This window comes from Salinibacterium sp. UTAS2018, assembly GCF_004118935.1.
Taxonomy (GTDB): Bacteria; Actinomycetota; Actinomycetes; order Actinomycetales; family Microbacteriaceae; genus Rhodoglobus.
In genome coordinates, this window is sequence record NZ_CP035375.1 from 2,005,950 (window position 1) to 2,032,292 (window position 26,343).

Here is a 26,343-nt window from a genome sequence, read left to right on the forward strand (position 1 = left end):
ATCCACTATTTGGTGGATGTACGGAGGCTTTCGTAGTTAACGCCGGTCAAGCGCTCGGACTCGACCCAGAGCTTGCGCGCATCGACTTCAGAGTGCGACGCCGCATTTGACTCCACCAAGACCGGAGCACCCCGGTACTCCTTGCGGCCTCCGGGGCCGAAGAAATCTCCGCCCTTCGCGAGCGGGTCTGTCGCAGCCCGGAGTGAAGGCCGAGCGCCCTGCTTGGGAGTTTGAATGCCCAGAAAGACCAGAGGCTTCAACGGCCGCAGGTACCAGCGGTTGAACAGGTGGTCGGCGAGTCCTGTGCCTGCGGTTCCCGGATGCGCGGCCACCGAGATCGCGTCGACTTCAGCTGCGTCGAAGAGGCGCTGAAGCTCGTACGCGAACAGAAGATTGGCGAGTTTTGAGCGACCATAGGCGGCCCGAGGCGTGTACGAGCCGTTGAGGAACATGAGATCGCCAAATTCCATGAATCCCCAACGGTGTGCGACGCTCGACAGGCTTACGACGCGTGCGCCGGGAGTTGCCCTAATGAGATCGAGTAGATGTCCCGTGAGCGCGAAGTGGCCGAGATGGTTGGTGCCGAGCTGCGATTCGAAGCCGTCGATCGTGAGCTGGGCATCCGTCATCATGATCCCCGCGTTGTTGATCAGAAGGTCAAGGCGCGAATGTTTCCCGTGAAACATTTCGCTGAAACGCCGCACGGACTCGAGGTCTGCGAGGTCAAGAATCATGGTCTCGAGGGAGGCCCCGTCGAGCTCAGCAGTCAGCGCAGCGGCAGTGGATGAGGCCTTCGCTTCGCTCCGCATCGTCATGACAACGTGGGCACCAGCTTTGAGCAGCGCGCGGCTCGTCTCTAACCCCAGCCCCGAATTCGCACCGGTCACAATCGCGACCTTGCCAGTGAGGTCTCCGAGGTTAGCTTCGGTCCAGTCGGTGCGAGGGTTCATCATTAGCTTCCGTTGAGGGTATGAGGTGTCAGACGAGCAGGGGAGAGCCAACGCAACATCGGCGCTCCGCCCACTGTAGAACCGTGAAGCGAACAGGCTAATTCCACGATTCTTTCTTTGTCAGTTATTCGGAGCCGCAGCGGGTTCAGATTGTCCTCTCTCGAGTCACAATGCCCGCTCGGTTTCAGGTCGGAACCCTCAAACGCCTATTGTTTAAAGTCAACCGAACGGGACGCCCCATGACAACACAGCCAAACAACCTCGACCAGTGGTTTGACCACTACGCTGATCGCGCCTCAGGACTTGCCGCCTCAGAGGTACGAGCGTTGTTTGCCGTGGCCTCGCGGCCCGAAGTAGTTTCGCTCGCGGGCGGTATGCCGTATGTTTCAGCGCTGCCTCAAGACCTCATCACCGAGTCAATCGACCGCGTGATGCGAGATCGTGGGCCCGCCGCGCTTCAGTACGGCTCAGGTCAAGGACTTCCGGCTTTGCGCGAGCAGATCCTCGAGGTGATGGCGCTCGAAGGCATCCGAGCCAGTGTCGACGACGTCGTCGTCACCACGGGCTCTCAGCACGCTCTTGAGCTCGTCACGAAGCTGTTCATCAACCCCGGCGACGTCGTCATTGCCGAGGGACCGAGTTACGTCACGGCAATGGTCGTCTTCAAGTCGTTCCAGGCCGAGATCACTCATGTCGAAATGGATGAGTTCGGTCTCGTTCCCGAATCGCTGCGAGCCCACATCGCGTCGGTGCGCGCCGCCGGCAAGACGATCAAGTTCCTCTACACGGTTCCCACATTCAGCAACCCCGCTGGTGTGACGCTCAGCTGGCAGCGTCGCCTCGAGGTGCTAGAAATCGCTCGGGAAAACGGCATTCTAGTTCTCGAAGATAACCCCTATGGGTTGCTCTACTTTGACGGACCGCCACCCCACGCCATGCGATCGGTCGAAGAAGATGGCGTCGTTTACTTGGGTACGTTCTCCAAGACTCTTGCTCCCGGTTTCCGAGTCGGTTGGGTTCTCGCCCCTCACGCCATCAGAGAGAAACTCATTTTGGCTAATGAGGCGGCGGTACTGTCGCCGAGCTCGTTCACGCAGAACATCATTAGTGAATACATGAGTGTTGCCGATTGGAAGGGGCAGATCGATACCTTCCGTGGGGTTTACCGTGAGCGTCGTGATGCAATGCTGGGTGCCCTGGGTGATTACCTTCCGGACCTGCAGTGGACCGTGCCAAACGGCGGCTTCTACATCTGGGTCACGCTGCCCGATAATCTCGATTCCAAGGCGATGTTGCCGCGTGCCGTCAAGGAACTAGTGGCCTATACGCCCGGCACAGCCTTCTTCGCGGATGGCAATGGACGCAGCAATATGCGCCTGTCTTTCTGTTATCCCACCCCTGACTTCATTCGGGAAGGAATTCGCAGGCTGTCCACCGTGATCAACGGTGAACTTGAGCTTCTCAACACTTTCTCGCAGACAGCCCCTCTGACGGTGTCGCCTCCTGCGCCATCGATGATCAACCCCCCAGCCAACCTCAGCTAGGAACACCATGAACGATTCACCTACCCGCGTACTCGTTCTCGCTGGCGGAATCTCGCATGAACGGGACGTCTCGCTCCGCTCCGGTCGCCGCGTCGCCGATGGATTGCGTGCCCAAGGCAAGATCGTCGAGCTTCGTGATCCCGACGCGACGTTGCTGCCCTATCTGCGCGAGTCGAAGCCGGATGTCGTGTGGCCTGCACTCCACGGCGCTAGCGGCGAGGATGGCGCCCTCCGAGGCCTCCTCGACCTCATCGGCATTCCCTACGTAGGGTCACGCGCCGACGCTGCCCGATTAGCGTGGGACAAGCCGACAGCCAAGTCGCTCGTTTCACGCGTCGGCGTCCGCACGCCATTGTCCATCGCTCTGTCTCGAGACTCGTTCCGCGAGCTGGGAGCGCACAGCATCCTTGATGAACTCGCTGACGAGCTGTCGGGGGAGTTGGTGGTGAAACCTGCTCAGGGCGGATCGGCTCAGGGCGTGTCTATCGTGACCGACCGCGCTAACCTTCCGAGCGCGATGGTGAACGCTTACAACTATTGCGACGTAGCCCTTATCGAGCAACGCATCACGGGTGTTGAGATCGCTATCGGAATCCTCGACAGCGGTATGGGCCCAGTCGCGCTTCCCGCGGTTGAGATCGATCCCGTCGAGGGCGCCTACACTTTTGAGGCTCGCTATAATGCTGGTCAGACCCGCTTTTACACGCCAGCGAGAATCTCAGAAGCTGACGCCGAACGCGCAGCCGCGGCGGCGCTTGCGGCGCACTCCGCCCTCGGACTACGCCACCTATCTCGCGTCGACCTCATCGTCGACGGTGCCGGAACCCCGTGGTTCCTCGAGGCGAATGTGCTCCCCGGTCTTACCGAGACATCCATTTTGCCGCAGGCCTTGGTAGCCGCCGGTCACGATCTCGGATGGGTTTACGCAGCCCTGGCGGACATCGCGATGGAGGGCTAGAGCCTGCTTTCCATTGCTCTGGCGCGAATGAGTTTCCTCACCAATAAGCTCGCACAGTGGTCGAAGACACCGCTCGAGCTGGAGGGCCGTTGTTCGAACGGATAGCCAACCTCGTTGAATCCTGCGATGTTTCACGTGGAACATAGTGGGGGAGTCGCTCAAGTTGTCGAGTCACGCCGTACGGGTGATGCGCGGTCCGATCTCTTTCACGACGGCGCCGAGAGTGCACAATCTTGGGTGCGACTAGCGACTAGCGACTAGCGACTAGCGACTAGCGACTAGCGAAGTTTCACGTGAAACATCGAATGTGTATGCACGCCTGATGCAAATCAGGAGCCCGTCTTCATGAACGCGGCGCACTACTCCTGACAGGAAGCCGCAAACCTTGGAAGCTACCCTCCGAATAGTGTCAAAACCACGCCCGACCGCGCTCTCGCAGTCGCAGTCGCAGTCGCAGTCGCAGTCGCAGTCGCAGTCGCAGTCGCAGTCAACGTCAACGTCAACGTCAACGTCAACCGGAATGATTCCGTATCAGTCGAGCATGCCTATCCAAAAACAGGAGCTCCCGACAATACGAAGAGCAGAAAAGCGCCATGGACCATCGAAGAGCGCAATCCGGGCTCGTGTTCCTTCAAACGAAACACGACACAACGAGGGGCTGCGACACCTTAGGCGCTGAACCCCGTGTCGCCGAGTTCCTCGAGAATGCGGTTGAGGTCGCCCACGGTAGCAAAATCGATGACGACCTGGCCCTTGCTCGCACCCAGAGTGACCTTGACGCGGGTATTGAGTCGGTCTCCGAGGCGCTCAGCGATCTCGTCTAGATGTCCCTGCTTTTTTCCGCGAGACGGCTTTGAGCGAGGAGGTTTCGTCGAGAGAGAACCTGCGGCAGCTTCCGCTGCACGCACCGAGAGCTCTTCATTGACGATTTTCTCAGCCAAACGCTCCATTCCGGCGCTGTCAGGAAGCGATAAGAGCGCTCGAGCGTGGCCCGCGGTGAGAACTCCGGACGCTACGCGGCGCTGAACGGTTTCTGGAAGGCGCAAAAGCCGCATTGTGTTCGTGATTTGGGGCCGTGAGCGACCGATTCGCTCTGCGAGCTGCTCCTGAGTGATGCCAAAGTCCGCGAGTAGCTGTTGATACGCCGATGCCTCTTCGAGGGGATTGAGGTTCGCGCGATGAAGATTCTCGAGAAGCGCGTCCCGAAGCATGTCTTCATCGGCTGTACTTTTGATCACAGCGGGGATCGTTGAAAGTCCCAAATGCTTGCTCGCGCGCAGCCGACGCTCGCCCATAATCAATTCGTACTGTGGGCCGCCGTCAACCGCGCCCACCAGTGGGCGAACTACGATCGGCTGGAGCACTCCTATCTCGCGAATCGAAACGATCAGCTCTTCGAGCTCCTCCTGCCGAAATTCGCTTCGCGGCTGGCGAGAGTTGGGAACAATATCGAGAGGGGAAAGGCTCGCGAGTCGAGCGCCGGGAACCGCGCGTAAACGATCTGGGACTAGTTCGCCACCGGGAAAGAAAACATCCACCGGACGCTCTTGATTTTCATCGGTGGACGGGATCAGCGCGCCAATTCCACGACCCAAACCAGTTCTCTTCGGTGCTGCCATTATTTGGGTACTCCTCGATGTGCAATTTCCGCTGCCGCTTCAAGATAGGAGAGCGATCCGGGGGAGTTCTGGTCATAGCTGATCACGCTCTGGCCATAGCTCGGGGCTTCCGAGATACGGACCGAGCGCGGTATCAGAGTAGTCAACACTTGATTCGGGAAGTGCGCTCGCACATCATCCACGACCTGGTTCGCCAGATTGGTGCGGGAGTCGTACATGGTCATCAATATTGTGGTCACACGCAGCCGTGGGTTGAGGTGGCGCTCTATCAACTTGATGTTGTTGAGCAGCTGGCTCAGTCCTTCAAGAGCGTAGTACTCACACTGGATCGGGATGAGAACTTCTTGCGCCGCGACGAAGGCGTTGATTGTAAGCAACCCTAGTGATGGCGGGCAGTCGATGAAGACATAGTGAAATGGCTCCGAAGTTTCAGCCAAAAAAGTATCGAGCGCAGAACGAAGACGCTGCTCCCGAGCAACGAGAGAAACTAGCTCGATCTCGGCACCAGCGAGATGAATCGTCGCTGGTACACAGTACAACGCCGCAAATTCAGGGCTCTTCTGGACAACATCAGCCATAGGGACGTCGTTGATCATTACGTCGTAGACGCTAGAAGTCTCGGAGCGATGCTCGACGCCGACGGCTGTTGAGGCGTTTCCTTGGGGATCGAGATCGATCACGAGGACACGTGCGCCTGTACGGGCGAGAGCTGCAGCCAAATTGACTGTCGAAGTAGTTTTTCCTACGCCACCCTTTTGGTTAGCGACAGTGAAGACTCGGGGCTCAGCCGGAAGAGGCAACGAAGCCGACGCCACAGCCCTACGGCGTCGAGTGAGATCAGCTATCTCCCGCGCAAGCGGCGTGGTTTCATCGAACGATTTACCTTGTTCGTTGACTTCGCTTTCGGGATGTTTCACGTGAAACTTTCTCTCAGACTGCGGTAAAAACGGTAAAAACTAGAGCCGGCTATGAAGATTGCCGAATTAGTCCACTCTAGCCCGAAAGACCCGAGTGATCTCCGGAGTTAGACCCTCTCCAAGAACAAGAGATTCAACATCTCTTAGCCGCGCCTTACGAATGGCTTTCGCCGCCGCCTCGATCTCATCATCGATGCGTGCACCCTTCATGAAGACCATTTCGCCGCCGGGGGAGAGCAGGTGTTCCGTAGAGGGTATTAGTTTCGAGAGCGCTGTGACTGCTCTAGCTGTGATCTGCGTGAGCTTTTCAGCGTACGGCGCGTCCTGAGAACGGGAGCGATCCACCAGCACGTTGCCAAGCCCAAGCCGAGAGACTTCTGCATTGAGCCAGTCAACTCGACGTTCCATTGGTTCGATGAGAACAAAATTCACATCGGGACGCGCGATTGCGAGTACTAAGCCCGGAAGACCAGCGCCACTGCCAATATCGCCAACGAGTCCAGGGCGAAGCAGGGGAGCCACTAACGCACAATTCACAATGTGACGAGACCACAGCCGAGGAACTTCAAGAGGCCCGATAAGACCGAGTTCCTCACCACGGTGCGCAAGGCTCTCGGTATACATACGTGCTAAATCAATGCGAGAGCCAAATAACTCCGCCGCAATGTCTGGCTCAGGTTCGAGCTCTAATCCGTGGCTCAATGTTTCACGTGAAACTATGAACGCGTAATCACGGTGTGACGGTCACGGCCCTCGCCGCTGGACTGGGAGACAAAGCCGCGCTCCGCGACGACATCGTGAACAAGCTTGCGCTCGTACGAGGACATTGGAGGCAGTGCGGCTGAATCAGAACCAGCCTCAATGCGAGCGACGGCAACGTCGACGAGTTTCGAAAGTTCTGCAGCGCGAGCTTCACGAGATCCGCCGATGTCCAGAATCAGACGCGAGAATGCTCCGGTCTTGTTCTGGACGGCGATTCGAGTGAGCTCCTGCAGAGCCGTGACGGTGTCCGGCTTCGAGAGCAGGCGGAGGTTGGTGTCTTCACTCGACGTGACCGATACATACGAACGCCCCGCGCGGGCATCGATCTCGATGTCGCCATCAAGATCCGCGATGTCGAGCAGCTCTTCGATGTAATCCGCCGCGATGTCGCCCTCTTCTTCAAGCTGGGCGGTGGTGCGGTCTTCGCGATCTTCCACAGGAGCGGATTCGACGGCGGCGGTGTCGGTGTCAGAAACGTTCGTCATTTCTTCTTTCCCTGCTTCTTCTTTGCACGGTTTTTGCTCACGGGTTGATCCCGCTGCGGGTTCTTAGGTTCTTCGATGATGATCGTGCCGGCATCCGGAGTTTCTTCGACGATGCCCTTGCGCTGATTGCGCTTCGCAAGACGAGCCTCACGGGCCAGAGCAGCTTCACTGCCGGGCGTAGGCATGTTGCGAATAACGAGGAACTGCTGACCCATGGTCCAGAAGTTCGATACCAGCCAGTAGAACATCACCCCAAGCGGGAAGGTGAAGCCCGAGAATGCGAATACGAGGGGGAGTAGGTACAGCATGATCCGCTGTTGGCGGTACATGGGGCTAGCTTTCATCTCTGCCGACTGGTTCTTCGACATGATCTGGAGCTGAGTAATGAACTGCGAACCGGTCATCAGAATGACCATGATGACCGCGGTAACGATAACCGCCGTGTTCCCGTCAGCGGTGCTGATTGCGAGGTGAAGCGGAGCGATATCAAAAAGCGACGATGTACCAAAGGACTCTGAGAGCTCCGCGTTGAGCAGACCAACACCGGGAGCATTTCCCTCGAGTTGTGCGTTACGTAGCACCGAAAAGAGACCGAAGAAGATCGGCATCTGAAGCAGAAGGGGGAGGCAAGAACTGAACGGGTTGGTTCCCGCGTTCTTGTACATGGCCATTGTCTCGCGGGACATCGCCTCGCGAGAGAACTGGTCCTTCTTACCCTTGTACTTGTCTTGAATTTTCTTGAGCTGAGGAGCGACTTCCATCATCCGCCGCTGGCTCTTAATCTGGCGAACAAACACCGGGATCAACGCTGCGCGAACGACCAAGACCAGGCCGACGATCGAGAGCACCCAGGTCAGACCGTCATCCGCATTCATTCCAAAGAACGTGAGGATTTCGTGGAAGGCGACGAGGATTGCCTCGATTACCCACTTGATTGGCCAAAGCAGATTGCCAAAGAAAGCAAAAAGGTCCATGAAGTGGTTAGCCCCTTTCGTGGCTTGCGGCTATAACAAAGCCGAACCGGGTGATCTGGTAGCGGTCATGCCGGCGAGCCGGGATGTCGTCGATTCCACCTTCTGCCCACGGGTGGCAACGGAGGATTCGGCGCGAACCAAGCCACACACCACGGAAAACCCCGTGCTGTTGAATAGCCTGGAGCGTGTAGTGAGAACACGATGGGTAATAACGGCAAACATCCCCGTAAAGCGGAGAGATAACCGCGCGATACACGCGAAGAACGAAGACACAGATGTTTCGCGGAAGAAGCAGAGCGAACGTCAGGACGGAATTCATACCTTCACCACGATGCGGTCAATCCCTTCTGCGATCTCAGCGTGCAGCGTAGACCACTCAGCTTGCTCTGAACCTGCCAAAGCCCGAACAACGATGTCCGCATTGGCATGAACATCCGGAAGCAACTGAGCCGCCGCCGCACGAAGTCGACGACGAACACGGTTGCGTACAACCGCGTTGCCTACCGCTTTAGAGACGATGAATCCGAAGCGCACGCCTTGAGACCGCTCGTTGTTCACAATGTGGACAACGCAGTGCGGTGCTGTAAACCGACGACCCCGACGAACAGCCAAACGAAAATCGTTTGGCAACGCGACGCGATTCGTCTTAGACAGCACCGGACGAGATTACGCGGAGAGTTCGGTGCGTCCCTTACGACGACGCGCGCTCAAGATTGAACGGCCGGCGCGGGTACGCATGCGCAAACGGAATCCGTGTACCTTCGCGCGGCGACGGTTGTTTGGCTGAAAAGTTCTCTTGCTCATAGCTATATCTCCAAGGCCCAGCTCTAGCAGCCGGGAAGAATTGGTAGGCCCAAGGGCCGGAAGTCAACTGATTAAAACTACGGCGTTAAACCGATGCGGTCAAACCGCAACGGAAACACCGACGCATTATCCACACAGAATACATCGTTATTGGTAACGACATGCTGTGGACAACTAAGGTGACTAGCGGTGCATAACGGCCAAAAGATCGCAGTGTTTCAGCGAGAATAGCTGTACTCACCAGTGGATAAGCCTGTGAGTAATTACTGCAAAGGGATGGGAAAAGAATGTCGGAAACACCCGACCCGACTAGGGGACTATGGCAAATAGTCCTGACACACCTCAACGGAGACGAGCGAATTACCCCGCAATTGCAGGGCTTCGTAAATCTCGTTGAACCAAAAGGTGTCATGGCAGGCACGCTCTATCTAGAAGTTCCGAACGAACTCACCCGAGGAATGCTGGAGCAGCGACTGCGTCAGCCGTTCATCGATGCCATAGCCGCGCTCGATGATTCTCACGGCGTCACAAACTTCGCGACCGTAGTGAATCCAGAAATCCAGCAGGATGCGTTATCCCAGGACCTTCCTCACACGGAACAGCCCTACATCGAGCCGACTCCTCCCAGTCCAGTGGAGAAAACATCCTCTCCGCGGCGAAGCGACTCACGGTTAAACCCTAAATACAGCTTTGACAACTTCGTTATCGGCGGCTCGAACCGCTTCGCGCATGCCGCAGCGGTGGCCGTAGCCGAAGCACCAGCCAAGGCATACAACCCACTCTTCATCTATGGAGGATCGGGGCTCGGCAAAACCCACCTCTTGCACGCAATCGGACACTATGCCGAAAGTCTCTACCCGGGCATCCGCGTTCGCTATGTCAGTTCAGAAGAGTTCACCAACGACTTCATTAACTCGATCGCAAACAACCGCGCGTCAGTATTTCAATCGCGCTACCGCGAAATCGACATTCTTCTCATTGACGACATCCAATTCTTGCAAGGAAAGGATTCCACCCAGGAAGCCTTCTTCCACACTTTTAACACGCTCCACGATCACAACAAGCAAGTGGTCATCACGAGCGATCTGCCTCCCAAACACCTGACCGGTTTCGAAGATCGGATGCGTTCGCGCTTCGAGTGGGGCCTGATTACAGACGTGCAGGCGCCAGATCTCGAGACTCGCATTGCGATTCTGCGCAAGAAAGCGCAGAGCGAGAAGATGCAGGTCGGCAACGACATCCTCGAATTTATGGCCTCAAAAGTCTCGTCGAACATCCGCGAGCTCGAAGGAACTCTCATTCGCGTGACTGCGTTCGCGAGCCTCAACCGCACTGAGGTCGACATGGCGCTCGTGCAAACAGTGTTGAAAGACCTCATCACTCTCGATGAAGACAACGTAATCGCGCCGGTCGACATCATTAATCACACTGCGGACTACTTCAAACTGTCGGTCGACGACCTGTACGGGTCGTCACGATCCCAGGCGATTGCTACCGCGCGTCAGATCGCCATGTACCTCTGTCGCGAGATGACTAATCTTTCGCTGCCAAAAATCGGTCAGTTGTTCGGCAACAGAGATCACACCACGGTTATGTACGCCAATAAGAAGATCACTGAGCTCATGAAAGAGCGCCGTTCTATCTACAACCAAGTAACTGAGCTCACCAGCCGCATCAAACAAAACCAGCGTTTCACTCAAAAGTAGCTTTTTCCACTTGGGGATAACTTGGGGATAACCTTCCCAACTCGCCGGAAAGATTGTTGATCACAAGAATCTTTCTGTGGAATTGAGAATTCTTGTAACTCGAGTTTCCACGAACAGTGCCACTGTTCTCCACGTCTCCTCAACAAGTCACACGGATGTAGTTTCCAGTAATTACAAGAAAATCGCAGAGTTATACACACAATCCACAGCGGTTAAGAGTGTGACCTTTAAAGAATGAAATTTGAATCCCAAATAACCTGTAGTTCGCAAGTGGATTGGCTGTGCCAGTATTAACGGCCAGAGCGTCATCCGGTTAGGGGTAGTTCATGAAGTTTCAGGTCAATCGTGACGTCTTCAGCGAGGCGGTTTCGTTTGCGGTAAAACTGCTGCCGCAGCGCACCACGCTGCCCATTTTGAGTGGTGTGTTGATCGAAGCCACCGCTGAGGGTCTAACGTTGTCGTCGTTTGACTACGAGGTTTCAGCTCGAACACAAATCGTTGCTGAAGTTGAAGAGCCTGGGCGCATCCTTGTTTCAGGCAAGCTTCTCGCGGACATCGCAAGCAGACTCCCCAATGCTCCGGTGCGTTTTAGCACTGAAGAAAACAAAATCATCGTTGCTTGCGGCACTGGCCACTTCACGTTGTCGAGCATGCCTGTCGAGGAGTACCCGAGCCTTCCGGAAATTTCCGACAAGGTCGGAACGCTGAAGGCTGACGTATTCTCGGCCGCAATCTCACAAGTTGCTGTTGCGGCGTCACGGGATGATGTGACTCCCGTTATCACCGGTGTTCAGCTCGAAGTTTCCCAAAACAATATTTCGCTCGTAGCGACGGACCGTTACCGTGTTGCCGTTCGGGATATTGAGTGGGACGCCGGTTCGTCTGGTGTCGAATCAGCCACCGCCCTTGTTCCGGCTAAGACCCTGATGGAGGTCGGAAAAACTTTCGGCAACAGTGGCGAAATTTCCGTAGCGATCACGAGCACTGACGAGCGAGAGCTGATTGCTTTTCGGTCGGACAAGAAAACCGTCACCTCGTTGCTGATCAAGGGCAACTTTCCACCGGTTCGCCGACTTTTTCCCGAGACTGTGGATAACTTCGCCGTCATGAACACGGGCGAATTGATCGAGGCTGTCCGTCGAGTTTCGCTCGTGCTGGAAAGAGAAGCAGCTCTTCGCTTCACCTTCACTGAAGAGGGAGTCACTCTCGAGGCGATCGGATCTGAGCAAGCACAAGCTTCGGAGACCATCGATGCGTTCTTGACCGGGGACGACACCGTCGTATCGCTCAAGCCGCAGTTCCTTATTGACGGTTTGAGCTCAGTGCACTCCGAGTTCGTGCGCATCTCGTTCACCAAAACTGAAAATCCGAATAAGCCCGGACCAGTGTTGATTACTAGCCAGTCGTCGAAAGACCAACCTGGTAGCGACAATTACAAGTACCTTCTCCAGCCGAACCTGTTGTTGCGATAGGCCATGGCAGACACCATGCACCTTGGGATCATCGGCCTCGGAAAAATGGGCGGAAACATGCGGGAACGCATGCGCACTGCCGGTCTCACAGTCACCGGATTCGATCCGAACGCCGAGGTCTCCGATGTAGCTACGCTTTCAGATCTAGTGGATGCGCTGCCGACCCCGCGCATCGTATGGGTCATGGTTCCATCCGGTCCCATTACTGATTCCGTAATTACAGATGTCGCGACCCTTCTTGAGCCGGGCGATCTCGTTATTGACGGTGGGAATACCCGCTTCACCGACGACCAGTTACACCGCGATCAACTGGCCGAACTGAAACTTTCTTTTGTAGATGTAGGGGTTTCCGGCGGAATTTGGGGCCTAGAAAACGGCTACGGTCTCATGGCCGGCGGCGAAAAGGCCGATATCGAGCGGGCAATGCCGATCTTCGATGCTCTTCGTCCAGAAGGTCCGCGTGACGAGGGCTTCGTTCACGCCGGTCCGGTTGGTGCCGGGCATTACGCCAAAATGGTGCACAACGGCATCGAGTATGCGCTGATGCAGGCGTGGGCCGAGGGCTTTGAACTGCTCGATAGCCGCAAAGACCTCATCGACAACGTCCCTGGAACTTTTAAGGCATGGCAACGCGGAACAGTTGTCCGTTCATGGTTGCTTGAACTTCTCGTAAAAGCGCTAGAGGAAGACCCCGACTTCGCCGACATCTCCGGCTACGTCGAAGATTCGGGGGAGGGTCGATGGACAGTGCACGAAGCGCTGAACCAGGCGGTCGCTGTTCCCACTATTAGCGCAGCAATCTTCGCGCGCTTTGTCTCTCGTCAAGAAGATTCGCCGTCCATGAAGGCGGTCGCAGCTCTCCGCAATCAGTTCGGCGGGCATAGCGTCCGTAAGAGCTAAGCTCCGCACCAATGCGCGTAACTCACGTCGAACTCAAAGATTTTCGCAACTATAAAGAGCTCACCCTCGAGCTTGGTGCAGGGCCGACTCTCATCGTCGGATCGAATGGCCAAGGCAAGACGAATCTGGTCGAGGCGCTTGGATTTTTGAGCACCCTTGGCTCGCATCGAGTCTCCACTGATCACGCGATGGTGAGACAAGCGATGGATGCAGCCATTGTGCGGGTGCGCCTCGAGCATAACGACCGCAAGTTTTTGGCGGAGGTTCAAATTAACCGCTCTGGGGCTAACCGCGCCCAGATCAATCGCTCGGTCATCCGTACCCGCGAACTTCCGCGATATTTTTCCAGTGTGTTGTTCGCGCCCGAGGATCTCGCTCTTGTGCGCGGAGAACCTTCTGGCCGCCGCAGATTCATCGATGATTTGCTTATATTGCGATCGCCGCGCTTTAGCGGAGTGATGAGCGACTACGAGCGCGTCGTAAAACAGCGCAACATGCTGCTTAAATCTGCCCGGGCATCCGGGGTTCGCGACACGCAGTTGAGCACCCTTGATGTGTGGGATGAACGACTCGTCGCCTTCGGCTCAGAGATCATCAGTGCTCGCAGCGCCCTTATTGCGGATTTGAGTCCTGAAGTCGCCAGCGCATATGAACGCATCGTCGGGGCCGATCACGGTGCATCGCTTGCCAATTCTTTGAGCATCATCTCGCGACAGGACGACCCGGACAACGCTGTGGCTACCAACGCTGTCGGCGAAATTATTTCGGTCGCTGACGCGACAACAGCTTTCACTGCAGCCCTCTCCTCGGTGCGAAAAGCAGAACGCGATCGTGCGATCACACTGGTCGGACCCCACCGTGATGACCTCATCTTCGGGCTCAATGGTTTGCCGGCACGTGGCTATGCGAGCCATGGTGAATCCTGGTCCTTCGCTCTCGCCCTGAAACTGGCATCCGCCGAACTATTACGTCGAGAATCATCGGCGGGCGACCCCGTGCTGATTCTGGATGACGTGTTCGCTGAACTCGACCAATCACGCCGCGAACGCTTAGCTAGTTCGATCTCCGGATTCGAACAAGTGTTGATTACGGCCGCTGTTTTCGGTGATGTTCCGAAAGAACTTGCAGCGAATGTGGTGCGCATCCAAGCGGGGGAAGTAATTGCCGGTGAATGATCGAGATCCCAATGTGGACGAACACGTCGCGGTGTATCTGCGATTTCGGGACATTTTTGGGGATGCCACGAAACGTTCTTATATGGCGCGAAAGCGTAATAAGAAGGAGCCAGGAACCAGTGTGCCCTTCGCTCCGGGCCGCGATCCGCACGGATTGGGCGATGTGATGGATAGCCTCACCTCGAATATGGGGTGGAAGTCACCACTCGCTCGCTCCGAGCTCATTTTGGCGTGGACCACGATCGTGGGAGCCGAGACTGCGGAACACTCTGAGCCGGTCGGAATCGAAGAAGGTGTGCTCACCATCCGCTGCGATTCGACAGCGTGGGCGACACAGCTGCGTCTCATGCGTGGCCACATCACGACGACGATTGCTCAACAGCATCCAGAAGCGGGTGTGGAAACTGTGCGCTTTGAAGGCCCCAACGCCCCTTCGTGGAAAAGAGGCCCCAGATCAATTCCAGGTAGGGGCCCGCGCGATACTTACGGTTAGGGAGACAAAATGGGTCACGCTACTAAAGAAACTCCCGTAGAACGCGATTTGAGCGCCGCGGCCGCTCGGAATTTGTTAGAATCTCAAGAGCCGTCGGACGCACCTCTTGAGAGAGATATCCGCTCTGAATGGCGAGCATGAACTAGCGGCAGGAGCCTAACTTCAGATGACATCGACGCCCGAAAACGACGTGCCCGAGAGCCACATCATTGCCAACGGTCATGTTGCCGCTGATAGCTATGGCGCCGATCAGATTCAGATCCTTGAGGGTCTTGAAGCTGTGCGTAAGCGCCCCGGTATGTACATCGGTTCCACTGGTCCCCGCGGTTTGCACCACTTGGTGTACGAAGTCGTCGACAACTCTGTTGATGAATCGCTGGCTGGCTACTGCGACACTATTGGTGTGTGGATCCGCAAGGACGGTTCCGTGCGCGTGCGAGACAACGGTCGCGGTATCCCGGTCGATCTGAACCAGCAAGAGCAGAAGTCGACTGTCGAAGTAGTCATGACGATCCTGCACGCTGGTGGAAAATTCGGTGGTGGCGGCTACGCCGTATCGGGTGGACTTCACGGTGTAGGTATTTCTGTCGTCAACGCGCTCTCTGAAGAAGTGGATACGGAAGTTCACCGCCAGGGGTACGTGTGGCGTATGAGCTTTAAAAACGGTGTTCCCACCGGCCCCCTAAAACAGGGCGAAAGTTCTGACCAGACCGGAACCCAGCAGACTTTCTGGCCGAGCAAAGAGACGTTCGAAACAGTTGAATTCGATTTTGAGACGCTTCGCGCCCGCTTCCAGCAGATGGCCTTCCTTAATAAGGGACTGCGCATCACGATCACTGATGAGCGCGGCGAAGAAGAAGTCGTCGAGAGCTACATGTACGAGCGTGGCCTTGTTGACTATGTCGAGTACCTGAACAAGACCAAGAAGAACGAGCTCATTCATCCGGATGTCATCGCGTTTGAATCCGAAGATACCGAGAAGCGCATCTCGCTTGAAGTCGCGATGCAGTGGACGGCTGGATATTCCGAAAGCGTTCACACCTACGCCAACACCATTAACACTCACGAAGGTGGAACACACGAAGAGGGTTTCCGCGCTGCGCTCACTACTCTGGTGAACCGTTACGCTCGCGAGAAAAACATCATCAAGGAAAAGGACGAAAACCTTTCCGGTGACGATGTTCGTGAAGGACTGACTGCGGTCATCTCGATCAAGCTCGGTGAACCTCAATTCGAGGGCCAGACCAAGACCAAGCTGGGCAACACCGAAGCAAAGGCATTCGTTCAGCGCATCGCCGGCCAGCAGCTCGGTGATTGGTTCGATCGCAACCCCACGCAGGCCCGCGACGTTATCCGCAAGGCCATCCAGGCCTCGCAAGCACGACTCGCTGCCCGTAAGGCGCGCGAACAGACTCGTCGAAAGGGACTGCTCGAATCGAGCGGAATGCCTGGAAAGCTGCGGGACTGCTCGAGCAAGGATCCTTCGCTCTCCGAGATCTTTATGGTCGAGGGCGATTCGGCCGGCGGCTCCGCCGTTCAGGGCCGTAACCCCGAGTTCCAAGCGATTCTTCCGCTGCGAGGCAAGATCCTCAACGTGGAGAAGGCGCGTCTTGACCGTGCTCTTGGTAATGCTGAAGTGCAGGCCATGATCACCGCGTTTGGTGCGGGTGTCGGCGAAGACTTCGACCCCGAAAAGGCTCGGTACCACAAGATCGTTTTGATGGCCGATGCTGACGTCGACGGCCAGCACATCACGACGCTGCTCCTGACGTTACTGTTCCGCTACATGCGTCCGCTCATCGATTTGGGCTATGTCTACTTGGCCCAGCCACCGCTATACCGCCTCAAGTGGAGCAACGCCCAGCACCAATACGTCTACAGCGATGCCGAGCGTGACGCTCTGACTGAATTGGGACTCTCTGAAGGCAAGCGCATGCCCAAGGACAACGGCATCCAGCGCTACAAGGGTCTTGGTGAGATGGACTACAAGGAACTGTGGGAAACCACCATGGACCCCGCCACTCGCACGCTTCTTCAAGTGACCTTGGATGACGCTGCCGCGGCCGACGAAACCTTCTCAACTCTCATGGGCGAAGACGTTGAATCTCGCCGAAACTTCATCCAGCGCAACGCTAAAGACGTCCGCTTCTTGGACATCTAGCTCTCACCGAGCTCACGGCGCCCGCACTCGCGACTGATACAGACTGGAACTGAAACTTAATGGCTGACGAAGAAACTCCGAAGAAAACCTTCGAAGACGCACCCGTAGACGACCGTCACGACAAGATCAACCAGGTTGATCTTCAATTGGAGATGCAGCGCTCGTACCTCGACTACGCCATGAGCGTCATCGTGGGTCGTGCGCTTCCTGAAGTGCGCGATGGCCTCAAGCCGGTGCACCGCCGCGTGATTTACGCGATGTACGACGGTGGCTACCGCCCAGACAAGGGCTTCTCCAAGTGCACCCGTGTCATCGGTGACGTCATGGGGCAGTTCCATCCGCACGGTGACTCGTCGGTCTACGACGCTCTTGTTCGTCTGGTCCAGCCGTGGAGCCTCCGCTATCCGCTGGCTTTGGGCCAGGGAAACTTCGGTTCTCCCGGAAACGACGGCGCCGCTGCTCACCGTTATACCGAAACCAAGATGGCTCAACTTGCCATGGAAATGGTTCGGGACATTGAAGAAGACACCGTCGACTTCCAAGACAACTACGACGGTCGCACGCAGGAACCCACGGTTCTCCCGAGCCGGTTCCCCAACCTGCTTGTCAACGGTTCGGTCGGTATCGCTGTCGGTATGGCCACGAACATTCCGCCGCACAACCTTCGCGAAGTGGGGGAGGGTGCCCTCTGGCACCTCGCTAACCCGGATGCTTCGAAGGAAGAACTTGTTGAGGCGTTGATTCAGCGCATCAAGGGACCAGACTTTCCGACTGGCGCCCAGATTTTGGGCGTCAAGGGAATTCAGGATGCGTACCGCACCGGTCGTGGATCGATCACAATGCGCGCCGTGGTCAACGTCGAAGAGCTTCAGGGTCGGACCTGCCTCGTCGTCACCGAGCTGCCGTATCAAGTCAACCCCGACAATCTGGCATTGAAAATTGCCGACTTGGTCAAGGATGGCAAGCTCGCCGGCATCGCCGACATCCGTGATGAGACGTCGGGTCGCACCGGCCAGCGCCTTGTCATCGTGCTCAAGCGCGACGCCGTTGCCAAGGTTGTTCTCAACAACCTCTACAAGCACACGCAGCTGCAGGAAAACTTCGGCGCGAACATGCTCGCGATCGTGGATGGCATCCCGCGCACGCTCTCGATCGACGGCTTCATCACGGAGTGGGCTACCCACCAGATCGAAGTTATTGTTCGCCGCACCGAGTTCCGTCTGCGCAAGGCCGAAGAGCGTGCCCACATTTTGCGTGGTTATCTCAAGGCTCTGGATGCTCTCGACGAGGTCATCGCGCTCATCCGTCGTTCGCCCACCGTCGAAGACGCCCGCAACGGCCTCATCGAGTTGCTCGACATTGATGAGATTCAGGCTCGCGCCATTCTCGACATGCAGCTTCGCCGGCTTGCCGCTCTTGAGCGTCAGAAGATCATCGATGAGCACGATGCCATCGAGCTCGAGATCGTAGATTTCAAGGCGATCATCGCGAGCAAGGAACGTCAGAGCAACATTGTCAGTGAAGAACTGACCGAACTCCTCGCCAAGTATGGCGACGATCGCCGCACCGAAATCATGATGGGTTTCGACGGCGACATGAGTATGGAAGATCTCATCCCCGAAGAGGAGATGGTGGTCACTGTCACGCGCGGCGGTTACGTCAAGCGCACGCGCAGCGACAACTACCGCAGTCAGCACCGCGGCGGCAAGGGTGTCAAGGGTGCCCAGCTGCGTGCGGATGACGTGGTCGATCACCTGTTCGTCACCACCACTCACCACTGGTTGCTGTTCTTCACCAACACCGGTCGCGTGTACCGCGCTAAGGCTTACGAGCTACAAGAGGGCGGCCGCGACGCGAAGGGGCAGCACGTTGCCAACTTCTTGGCGCTGCAGCCCGGTGAAGAGATCGCTCAGATTCTCGACATCCGCGATTACGAGCAGTCCACTTACTTGGTTCTCGCTACCCGAAACGGTCTCGTGAAGAAGACCGCCATGGCGGAATACGACACCAACCGCAGCGGCGGAATCATTGCCGTGAACCTGCGTGAGGGCGACGAACTCGTTTCGGCGATGCTCGTGGAAAACACCGACGATGTGTTGCTTGTTTCGCGCAAGGGAATGTCGATTCGCTTCACGGCATCCGATGAAGCATTGCGTCCCATGGGGCGATCAACCTCCGGCGTGATGGGTATGAGCTTCCGCGAGGATGACCAACTGCTGAGCGCCAGCGTTGTTCCCGAGAGTGGCTTCGTCTTCGTTGTTACTGAGGGTGGCTTTGCGAAGCGAACTGCCGCTGATCAGTACCGCGTGCAGGGGCGTGGTGGTTTGGGTATCAAGGTTGCCAAACTCGACGGATCTCGCGGCGATTTGGCGGGAGCTTTGATGGTCGGGGACGAGGATGAAGTGCTTGTGGTTCTTGCCAGTGGCAAGGTGGTACGCTCTTCTGTCGCTGAGGTTCCGGCCAAGGGCCGTGACACTATGGGCGTCGTTTTCGCTCGTTTCGCAGCGGAAGACAAGATCATCGCAATTGCGCGAAATAGCGAACGAAATCTAGACAACAAAGAACTTGAAGCTGGGGACGATAGTGTTCCGAGTGAAGATGCCCCTGCTGGGAAGGACGAGTCGGTAGATGAGTAGTGTCGCGGAGAAGTTGCAGCGCAAGTCGCAGCGCCAAACATCAGTGAAACAGGTTCGCCTCAAGCTGGTGTACATCGACTTCTGGTCGGCCGTAAAGTTCTCATTCCTGGTGGCAATTTCGCTCGGAGTGGTATTCGTTGTTGCGACGATGCTGGTGTGGATTGTTCTTAACTCCACCGGAATTTTCGGCGATATCGACAACATCTTCCGAGACATCCTTTCGAAGGAAGCCGACTTCCGAATCACGAGTTCGTTCGGGTTCGGGCAAGTCGCATTGTTCTCGATCGTGATCGCACTTTTGAACACTCTCGTGGGTACGGCGCTCGGTGCAATTGCGAGTATGCTTTATAACTTCAGCGTTCGACTGACCGGTGGAATCCTCGTGGGTTTCACCAATAACTAGTCGATTACGCCAAACGGGCAGAATGCGATACTCTCGTATCTGCCCAACGGGGGTATAGCTCAGGCGGTTAGAGCGCTTCGCTGATAACGAAGAGGTCCGTGGTTCAAGTCCACGTACCCCCACTGGAATTTCTGCAAGAAGTTCCTATTGGGGCCTTAGCTCAATTGGTAGAGCGCCTGCTTTGCAAGCAGGAGGTCAGGGGTTCGATTCCCCTAGGCTCCACAGCACGACAACAAAAACCCCGGCCAGTTAACTGGCCGGGGTTTTTGCGTACTCGAACGCTCGCGTAATTGCTGGTTAGCGACGCAGCGAGATCGCACTCAGGGCATCGCCACCGAGGCGAGGATCGTTCCACGACATTCACACCAGTGGCTGGGGAACTCTCTGCGGGCTCAAGCGCCACTGAGGCGACCAACCGGGGCGAAGGCTCCCATATTCCCGCCGGTTCCGTTTAAAGCGCCTGGCGGCCCAAGGGCGCCTCGCCCATGACCCTGACGCCGCGGTACGCACTCGGCCGTGCTGCAGAGATTAACGAAAAAAGTTCTGGCCCGATTCGAAGGAACCGGGCCAGAACTGTTTAAGAGGTTGTGGCTACACCGCAGGCGGTGAGCAGCAGAGAGAAATTATGCTGTCTCTGCTTCGTCGTCGATCCACAGGTCGTCATCTGCGCGAAGCGTCTGCCAGGCGGCGTACGCGACGCCCACAGCAGCAACGACGCCAACACCGATGAGGATGTAGCGGCCAAATCCAGCTGACTTCGGCTGTGGCTTAACGAGGCCGGTTTTCTCGCCCGCAGACACTGCGAGGCCAGAGACGCGAGTGAACGCATCCCGCACCTGCTGGTTTTTGGCGACTTCGAGCGCCGCAAGAGCTGCGCCGAGCGCCGAGGTGACGGCCGGAAGCACATCACCCTTGATTTTCGATTTGGTGTTTTCGGCCGCTGAACGTGCGCCAGCGACTGATGACGATACGACGGGCTTTACCCGGGCATCGAACGTGTTGTGAATTTTGGGGCTGACTTCTTCACGAGCGTAGTTAGCGGCCTGTTGGCTCGCCTCTCGTACAACGGCAGAAGCGTGGTCGAGCAGCTCCTTTTGGTCTTGCCACAGGTCTTCGGCTTGACCTTTCAAGCGCTTGAGTTCTTTGCGGCGTTTGCGAGTTAGTGCCACGGGAAACCTCCAAAGGTGGTCGAACAGTGACTCCATACTGCCACGGTGGGTTCCAAGTCCGCACTGCTTTGCCTGTGAGCACGCTGAATAACTAGTATCCGAGGCTCAGGTTCGCTATGTAAGAATTGACGCTATGTCTCAACACACCGCAGTTGCCACGATCAAGACAAACCTCGGAGAAATCCGTCTCAACCTCTTTGGCAACCACGCGCCGAAGACCGTTGCCAACTTCGTAGGTCTCGCCAAGGGCGATATCGAATGGACCCACCCCGCCACCGGCCAGAAGACCAGCGCACCTCTTTACGATGGCGTCATCTTCCACCGCATCATCAAGCAGTTCATGCTCCAGGGCGGAGATCCCCTAGGTAAGGGCATCGGCGGCCCCGGCTACAACTTCGACGACGAAATCCACCCCGAGCTCAACTTCTCGGCTCCGTACATTCTCGCCATGGCAAACGCTGGTACGCGCGGTGGCAAGGGAACCAACGGTTCACAGTTCTTCATTACGACGGTCGCCACACCTTGGCTCCAGGGCAAGCACACCATATTCGGTGCTGTCGCAGACGACGAATCACGCAAGGTAGTCGACGCCATCGAGGCAGTCGACACCGACGGCAGCGACAAGCCCCTCACCGACGTTGTTATCGAGAGCGTCACGATCGACGAGGTCTAACCTTCGTGACCACATCGCCGGATGCCAGCGGTAATTACTGCTACCGGCATCCAGACCGGCAAAGTTTCACTCTCTGCCAGCGATGTGGGCGCACTGTATGCCCCAGCTGCCAAACGCAGGCAGCTGTGGGCGTGCATTGCCCCGAATGTATCAAAGAGGCCCGTGCGAATGGGCCGAAGCGTAAGCCAGTTCTAGTGCGAGCCTCCCGCGCCTCTCAGGGAAAGCCGGTCGTGACGTACACGCTTATGGCGTTGACCGTTGCTATTTTCTTACTGCAGTTGATCCCAGGCACTGGTGTTACTCAAGCGCTCGTTTATTACCCGCCCCTGACGGCCATTGAGCCCTGGCGCATGATCACTTCGGCGTTCTTGCACTCCACGAACAGCGTTTTCCACATCGGTTTCAACATGTTCACACTCTTCATTTTTGGGCGTGCACTGGAACTACCGCTGGGGCGTGCTCGATTTCTTGCCCTCTACCTGGTGAGCGCGTTAGGCGGGTCGGTGGCGGTATTGCTGTTGGCGCCCGGTTCAGTGGTGCTGGGAGCATCCGGAGCCATTTTCGGAATCGTCGCCGCGTTCTTCGTGATTCAGCGTCGTATGGGCGTGAACAACAAGGTTTTGCTCATCGTTCTGGTGGTCAACTTGGTCGCCGGCTTTATCCCGGGGCTCAACATCTCGTGGCAAGCGCACGTCGGAGGACTGATAACCGGCGCCGTGCTGGCTCTGGTCTTTTTGCGGCAGCGCAATAAGAAGTCTTCGAACGCGGAGATCGCGCTTGTCGCGCTCGTCGTCGCCGCTTTGATCAGCCTGACGCTCGTGCGAATCTTCGTCCTATAAGTGACTAAAAGTTATCCACAGGTTTATTAACACTGGGTATAACTACACGGGTGTAATTTCTAACGCCACCGTGTTGTCATGAGAAATCCAATGAAGAGGATGCCGAAACCAACAAGAATGTTCCAGCTGCCGAGCGAAGCAACAGGCATCTGCTGGTTGCTCACGTAAAACACGATGATCCAGGCAAGCCCGATCAGCATGAAGCCGAACATGACGGGCTTGAACCAGACCGCGTTGGGAGTATCCTCAGCGGGACGCGACGGTGACTTTTCTGCAGAATTACGGGCCATGGGAGAGATTCTAGCGCGAACGCCCTGAGTGACGAACGGCCGCGCGGAAACGCGGAGGAGACTGCGGATAGAATTGCGCCTATGGTTCTCGAAGACGGCCGCCGCACACGGCGCAGTGCGAAAGCCCGCCGCCCTGTTTCTTTCATCGGTGTTCTCGGCGAAATCTTCATCACGGCCGGCGTAGTTGTGCTGCTGTTTCTTGTGTGGCAGACCTGGGTCAACAACATCTTTGTCAGCAACACCCAGCGTGACGAAGCTATTGAGTTGAGCCAAGAATGGAACAAGGGCGAAGCGGTCAAGCTCGCCCCAGATGAGCGGGCAGATCCTGGGGTGCCCGTTGTCGACGAAGCACCCGGTGAAGCTCAGGTCTTCGGCACCCTCATCGTTCCGCGCTTTGGCGCGGACTACACCCGCCCGATAGCGGAGAGCGTCAGCCTTGAACAGGTATTGAACACGCGCGGAGTCGGTCATTACACGGGAACGCAGATGCCGGGAGAGGTGGGCAACTTTGCGGTTGCCGCTCATCGAACCGGGTGGGGCGATCCGTTCTTCGATATCAATAAGCTGCAACTCGGAGACAGCGTCTACGTGGAGACTGAGGCGGGTTGGTACCGCTACGTTTTCCGTTCGCTGGAATACGTGCCCGCATCTGGGGTGGGAGTACTCAACCCCGTACCCCAGTTCGACGGTGCAGTTGCAAGTGATCGCATCATGACGCTCACGAGCTGTAACCCCATTCATACCGCGGATGAACGAATCATCGCCTATGCGGTGTACGACACTTGGTACCCGCGTTCAGAAGGCGCCCCCTCTGAAATCGCAGCGATCGCTCAAAACCTCGAAGGAGCTGGCTAATGTATGCAGCACTCTGGAACGTACTGCCAGGCCCAGCACTGGTCCGCGTGCTGATCCTGTTCATCATGGCGGCTGTAGCCGTCACGGTACTGTTTGCGTTCGTGTTCCCGTGGTTGTTGCCGCTTGTCACTCCTCTGGATGCGACGGTGCAACAGTGACTCACATTCTCGTTGTCGATAACTACGACAGTTTCGTTTACACGCTCAACGGCTATCTTCTCGAGCTCGGCGCTACGACGGATGTTGTGCGCAACGATTCTTTCAACGCGGATGAGGCTGCCGCTCGAATCGCTGAGTACGACGCCGTTCTGCTTTCGCCTGGCCCTGGCACGCCCGCCGACGCTGGCGTGAGCATCCCCATTGTGCACGCAGCGCTTGCTACCGGAAAACCGCTGTTTGGGGTATGTCTTGGACATCAGGCAATCGCTGAAGCGCTCGGTGCAACCGTGACTCATGCCGATGAGCTGATGCACGGTAAGACGTCGCAGATCGATCACGACGACAGTGTGATCTTCCGTGACCTTCCCCAACCATTTACGGCGACTCGGTACCACTCACTGGCGATCGTCGATGGCACCGTGCCTGACGAGCTCGTAGTGACGGCGCGCACGCCCGGTGGAGTGATTATGGGAGTGCAGCACGCAACCCAACCCGTCTACGGCGTGCAGTTCCACCCGGAGTCAGTACTCACCGAGGGCGGCTACCTCATGCTCGGCAACTGGCTATCGCAGGCAGGATTGCCGGACGCCCCCGCGCTCGCCAAGACCCTCACGCCGCTCGTTCACAACTAGCTACTAGTTAGTAGCCAGTAACTACCAGCTAGTTGGCGGCGCAGTACTCGATGGTGATGTTGGACTTCTGAGGTTGGTCGCCAACGATTGACTGGTAGGTGACTGAGTTACCCGAGCACCCGAAGTTTGCATTCGCGCTCACGCTCAATTGCAGCGCGGTGAGCGTGCTGTTGGCTTCACCTAAATCGGTGCCCACGAGATCCGGGATTTTCACGAGACCGTTCGAGACCACCAGATTGACAGTCTCACCCTCGCGGATGATCTCGCCGGCCGAATTACGCTCGGCATCTCCACGGGGATCTGAACTGATTACGGTGCCCTTTTTCAAACTGGGCGAATACTCCTGTGAGGTTGAGCCGTAGACGAGGCCGGCGGATTCCAGCAGTTCAATCGCGGCATCCTGCTGCATATTCGACACGTTCGGCACTGTTACGGGCGTGCGGCCGAGAGAAACGACGACCTGAATCTCGAGTCCGAGAGGAACGGTCTGGCCAGGGCCGGGGTCGGTGCGGATGATAATTCCCTCATCCACGGTCTCGCTTGCCTGGTTGACCTGTTTGGGAACGAGATTGAGCTCCGTCAGCAACGCAGCCCCGTCTTCATAGGTCATCGTCGCAACATCGGGTACGTCGACGGCAGTCGAACCACTGAGCTGAGCCGGGGTGAGGGTGAACGCCCACACGACAACCGAGACGATGATGACCGCCATCAGAGCAATGCCGCCCCAGATCCACGCGACGGGAGGGCGGTTTTGCGTGCGAGGACTGCGATCGTTCTCGTCTACCGCAAGTTGGCGGAAGGTGGCGTCGCTGCCGGCCGTCATGTTCGGGTTGACACCGAACAGCGTGCTGTTGAAGTCGGTAGCGGCGAGTTGCTTGCGCTCGGGGACTGACCCGGCGGCGGCCGACTCTACGTCGGTGCGAAACTCTGCCGCGCTTTGGTAACGGTCGAAACGATCTTTTGCGAGGGAGCGCAGCACAACAGCGTCCAGTGCCGGCGATACTGCGGCAACCATGGTGCTGGGAGGGATCGGCTCGGAGTTGACGTGCTTGTAAGCCACAGCAACCGGGTTTGCCCCGCTGAACGGCGGTTTTCCGGTGAGTAATTCGAACAGGACTACGCCCGTGGAGTACAGGTCAGAACGCGCATCCACGCTCTCGCCGCGAGCTTGTTCGGGAGAGAAATACTGAGCGGTCCCGACGATTGCGCTCGACTCAGCAATTGTTGCGGCGGAGTCGGAAACGGCACGGGCGATACCGAAGTCCATGACCTTTACTTGACCACCCGTGGTGACCATGATGTTGCCGGGCTTGATATCACGGTGCACGACGCCAGCACGGTGAGAGTATTCGAGCGCGGTGAGGACTTGGGAAACGATACGGGCTGCTTCTTCGGGCGCAAGCGGGCCCTCGGCAACGATGTCTTTGAGCAGACGCCCGTCAACGTATTCCATGATGATGAACGGGATGAGCGTTTCGTGCCCGGAGGGGTCGACTACTGACTCTTCACCGGCGTCGAAGATGCGCACGATTGTGGGATGCGCCATCTTCGCGGCGTCGTGAGCTTCACGGCGAAAGCGGGTTCGGAACGCGGGATCGTTAGCGAGGGTCGGCTTGAGCAGCTTGATAGCTACGCGCCGCCCCAGCCGAGTGTCGACGCCGAGGTGAACATCAGCCATTCCACCGTGGCCGAGAAGCTCACCGATTTGGTACCGACCAGCGAGCTGGCGTACGCCCTGTGCCACGCCTTCGCTCACTGGTTAACTCCT

At 57.1% G+C, this 26,343-nt stretch carries 27 protein-coding genes and 2 tRNA genes; 17 read left to right on the forward strand and 12 right to left on the reverse strand.

Features of this window, described 5'->3' with window-relative positions; all coding sequences use genetic code 11:
* Nucleotides 1-5 precede the first annotated feature (5 nt).
* The gene (locus ESZ53_RS09550; protein ID WP_246837281.1) at nt 6-953 is read right to left on the reverse strand and encodes an oxidoreductase; all 948 of its coding nucleotides are present in this window, start codon (nt 951-953) and stop codon (nt 6-8) included.
* Between the two features lie 236 nt (nt 954-1,189).
* Here ESZ53_RS09550 and ESZ53_RS09555 point away from each other — a divergent pair, with 236 nt between their 5' ends.
* Nucleotides 1,190-2,494 (forward strand): PLP-dependent aminotransferase family protein, encoded by a 1,305-nt coding sequence (locus tag ESZ53_RS09555; RefSeq protein ID WP_129072611.1) that lies wholly within the window; start codon nt 1,190-1,192, stop codon nt 2,492-2,494.
* A gap of 7 nt (nt 2,495-2,501) precedes the next feature.
* On the forward strand, nt 2,502-3,452 hold the full coding sequence (locus ESZ53_RS09560; RefSeq protein WP_129072612.1) for a D-alanine--D-alanine ligase: 951 nt from the start codon (nt 2,502-2,504) through the stop codon (nt 3,450-3,452).
* A 668-nt stretch (nt 3,453-4,120) separates the two neighbouring features.
* On the opposite strand, the gene ESZ53_RS09565 is transcribed toward ESZ53_RS09560, so the two are convergent.
* The 8 genes from ESZ53_RS09565 to rpmH all read right to left on the reverse strand — a co-directional run bounded on the left by ESZ53_RS09565 (nt 4,121) and on the right by rpmH (nt 9,013).
* Nucleotides 4,121-5,071, reverse strand: a complete 951-nt coding sequence (locus ESZ53_RS09565; protein ID WP_129072613.1) for a ParB/RepB/Spo0J family partition protein — start codon at nt 5,069-5,071, stop codon at nt 4,121-4,123.
* The gene (locus ESZ53_RS09570; RefSeq protein WP_129072614.1) at nt 5,071-5,988 is read right to left on the reverse strand and encodes a ParA family protein; all 918 of its coding nucleotides are present in this window, start codon (nt 5,986-5,988) and stop codon (nt 5,071-5,073) included. Before ESZ53_RS09570 ends, ESZ53_RS09565 begins: the two co-directional genes overlap by 1 nt.
* Before the next feature lie 66 nt (nt 5,989-6,054).
* Nucleotides 6,055-6,690 carry a 16S rRNA (guanine(527)-N(7))-methyltransferase RsmG gene (gene rsmG / locus ESZ53_RS09575; RefSeq protein WP_129072615.1) on the reverse strand — a complete coding sequence of 212 codons (636 nt, stop codon included), beginning with the start codon at nt 6,688-6,690 and terminating at the stop codon, nt 6,055-6,057.
* A 14-nt stretch (nt 6,691-6,704) separates the two neighbouring features.
* Entirely contained in the window at nt 6,705-7,235 is a 531-nt protein-coding gene (locus ESZ53_RS09580; protein WP_129072616.1) for a R3H domain-containing nucleic acid-binding protein, read from the reverse strand.
* Nucleotides 7,232-8,209 carry a membrane protein insertase YidC gene (gene yidC, locus ESZ53_RS09585; protein ID WP_129072617.1) on the reverse strand — a complete coding sequence of 326 codons (978 nt, stop codon included), beginning with the start codon at nt 8,207-8,209 and terminating at the stop codon, nt 7,232-7,234. The genes ESZ53_RS09580 and yidC overlap by 4 nt, the downstream gene beginning before the upstream one ends.
* A 7-nt stretch (nt 8,210-8,216) precedes the next feature.
* Nucleotides 8,217-8,528 (reverse strand): membrane protein insertion efficiency factor YidD, encoded by a 312-nt coding sequence (yidD, locus tag ESZ53_RS09590; RefSeq protein WP_129072618.1) that lies wholly within the window; start codon nt 8,526-8,528, stop codon nt 8,217-8,219.
* Complete coding sequence (gene rnpA, locus ESZ53_RS09595; protein ID WP_246837282.1) at nt 8,525-8,866, reverse strand: ribonuclease P protein component; 342 nt, start codon at nt 8,864-8,866, stop codon at nt 8,525-8,527. Before rnpA ends, yidD begins: the two co-directional genes overlap by 4 nt.
* Nucleotides 8,867-8,875: 9 nt before the next feature.
* Nucleotides 8,876-9,013, reverse strand: a complete 138-nt coding sequence (gene rpmH, locus ESZ53_RS09600; protein WP_055810406.1) for a 50S ribosomal protein L34 — start codon at nt 9,011-9,013, stop codon at nt 8,876-8,878.
* 287 nt (nt 9,014-9,300) lie between these two features.
* Here rpmH and dnaA point away from each other — a divergent pair, with 287 nt between their 5' ends.
* The 10 genes from dnaA to ESZ53_RS09650 all read left to right on the forward strand — a co-directional run bounded on the left by dnaA (nt 9,301) and on the right by ESZ53_RS09650 (nt 20,181).
* Nucleotides 9,301-10,719, forward strand: coding sequence for a chromosomal replication initiator protein DnaA (gene dnaA, locus ESZ53_RS09605; RefSeq protein WP_129072619.1), 1,419 nt, complete (start codon nt 9,301-9,303; stop codon nt 10,717-10,719).
* A gap of 326 nt (nt 10,720-11,045) precedes the next feature.
* Nucleotides 11,046-12,191: a DNA polymerase III subunit beta gene (gene dnaN / locus ESZ53_RS09610; protein ID WP_129072620.1), complete on the forward strand. Its 1,146-nt coding sequence runs from the start codon at nt 11,046-11,048 to the stop codon at nt 12,189-12,191.
* Nucleotides 12,192-12,206: 15 nt separating this feature from the next.
* Nucleotides 12,207-13,091: a phosphogluconate dehydrogenase (NAD(+)-dependent, decarboxylating) gene (gene gnd / locus ESZ53_RS09615; RefSeq protein WP_129073577.1), complete on the forward strand. Its 885-nt coding sequence runs from the start codon at nt 12,207-12,209 to the stop codon at nt 13,089-13,091.
* A gap of 11 nt (nt 13,092-13,102) precedes the next feature.
* The gene (gene recF, locus ESZ53_RS09620; RefSeq protein WP_129072621.1) at nt 13,103-14,266 is read left to right on the forward strand and encodes a DNA replication/repair protein RecF; all 1,164 of its coding nucleotides are present in this window, start codon (nt 13,103-13,105) and stop codon (nt 14,264-14,266) included.
* Nucleotides 14,259-14,759: a DUF721 domain-containing protein gene (locus ESZ53_RS09625; protein ID WP_129072622.1), complete on the forward strand. Its 501-nt coding sequence runs from the start codon at nt 14,259-14,261 to the stop codon at nt 14,757-14,759. The genes recF and ESZ53_RS09625 overlap by 8 nt, the downstream gene beginning before the upstream one ends.
* A gap of 166 nt (nt 14,760-14,925) precedes the next feature.
* Nucleotides 14,926-16,920 (forward strand): DNA topoisomerase (ATP-hydrolyzing) subunit B, encoded by a 1,995-nt coding sequence (gene gyrB / locus ESZ53_RS09630; RefSeq protein ID WP_129072623.1) that lies wholly within the window; start codon nt 14,926-14,928, stop codon nt 16,918-16,920.
* Between the two features lie 59 nt (nt 16,921-16,979).
* Nucleotides 16,980-19,556, forward strand: a complete 2,577-nt coding sequence (gyrA, locus tag ESZ53_RS09635) for a DNA gyrase subunit A (RefSeq protein ID WP_129072624.1) — start codon at nt 16,980-16,982, stop codon at nt 19,554-19,556.
* Nucleotides 19,549-19,959 (forward strand): DUF3566 domain-containing protein, encoded by a 411-nt coding sequence (locus tag ESZ53_RS09640; RefSeq protein ID WP_129072625.1) that lies wholly within the window; start codon nt 19,549-19,551, stop codon nt 19,957-19,959. Before gyrA ends, ESZ53_RS09640 begins: the two co-directional genes overlap by 8 nt.
* Before the next feature lie 48 nt (nt 19,960-20,007).
* A tRNA-Ile gene (locus tag ESZ53_RS09645) sits at nt 20,008-20,081 on the forward strand.
* 27 nt (nt 20,082-20,108) lie between these two features.
* Nucleotides 20,109-20,181 (forward strand) — tRNA-Ala (locus tag ESZ53_RS09650).
* 401 nt (nt 20,182-20,582) lie between these two features.
* On the opposite strand, the gene ESZ53_RS09655 is transcribed toward ESZ53_RS09650, so the two are convergent.
* Nucleotides 20,583-21,128: a hypothetical protein gene (locus tag ESZ53_RS09655; RefSeq protein ID WP_129072626.1), complete on the reverse strand. Its 546-nt coding sequence runs from the start codon at nt 21,126-21,128 to the stop codon at nt 20,583-20,585.
* 133 nt (nt 21,129-21,261) lie between these two features.
* Between ESZ53_RS09655 and ESZ53_RS09660 the strand changes: the two genes are divergently transcribed.
* Both ESZ53_RS09660 and ESZ53_RS09665 read left to right on the forward strand, forming a co-directional pair.
* On the forward strand, nt 21,262-21,801 hold the full coding sequence (locus ESZ53_RS09660; RefSeq protein ID WP_129072627.1) for a peptidylprolyl isomerase: 540 nt from the start codon (nt 21,262-21,264) through the stop codon (nt 21,799-21,801).
* Nucleotides 21,802-22,031: 230 nt separating this feature from the next.
* A complete protein-coding gene (locus tag ESZ53_RS09665; RefSeq protein WP_307841919.1) occupies nt 22,032-22,640 on the forward strand; it encodes a rhomboid family intramembrane serine protease in 609 nt (202 codons plus the stop codon).
* A 59-nt stretch (nt 22,641-22,699) separates the two neighbouring features.
* On the opposite strand, the gene ESZ53_RS09670 is transcribed toward ESZ53_RS09665, so the two are convergent.
* Complete coding sequence (locus tag ESZ53_RS09670) at nt 22,700-22,930, reverse strand: cell division protein CrgA (protein WP_129072629.1); 231 nt, start codon at nt 22,928-22,930, stop codon at nt 22,700-22,702.
* 81 nt (nt 22,931-23,011) lie between these two features.
* Here ESZ53_RS09670 and ESZ53_RS09675 point away from each other — a divergent pair, with 81 nt between their 5' ends.
* The 3 genes from ESZ53_RS09675 to ESZ53_RS09680 are packed head-to-tail and all read left to right on the forward strand — an operon-like array spanning nt 23,012 to nt 24,575.
* Nucleotides 23,012-23,785: a class E sortase gene (locus ESZ53_RS09675; protein ID WP_129072630.1), complete on the forward strand. Its 774-nt coding sequence runs from the start codon at nt 23,012-23,014 to the stop codon at nt 23,783-23,785.
* Nucleotides 23,785-23,943, forward strand: coding sequence for a hypothetical protein (locus ESZ53_RS14345; protein WP_168187218.1), 159 nt, complete (start codon nt 23,785-23,787; stop codon nt 23,941-23,943). The genes ESZ53_RS09675 and ESZ53_RS14345 overlap by 1 nt, the downstream gene beginning before the upstream one ends.
* Nucleotides 23,940-24,575 (forward strand): aminodeoxychorismate/anthranilate synthase component II, encoded by a 636-nt coding sequence (locus tag ESZ53_RS09680; protein WP_129072631.1) that lies wholly within the window; start codon nt 23,940-23,942, stop codon nt 24,573-24,575. The genes ESZ53_RS14345 and ESZ53_RS09680 overlap by 4 nt, the downstream gene beginning before the upstream one ends.
* Nucleotides 24,576-24,603: 28 nt before the next feature.
* On the opposite strand, the gene pknB is transcribed toward ESZ53_RS09680, so the two are convergent.
* Nucleotides 24,604-26,331, reverse strand: a complete 1,728-nt coding sequence (gene pknB / locus ESZ53_RS09685) for a Stk1 family PASTA domain-containing Ser/Thr kinase (RefSeq protein ID WP_129072632.1) — start codon at nt 26,329-26,331, stop codon at nt 24,604-24,606.
* Between the last annotated feature and the right edge of the window lie 12 nt (nt 26,332-26,343).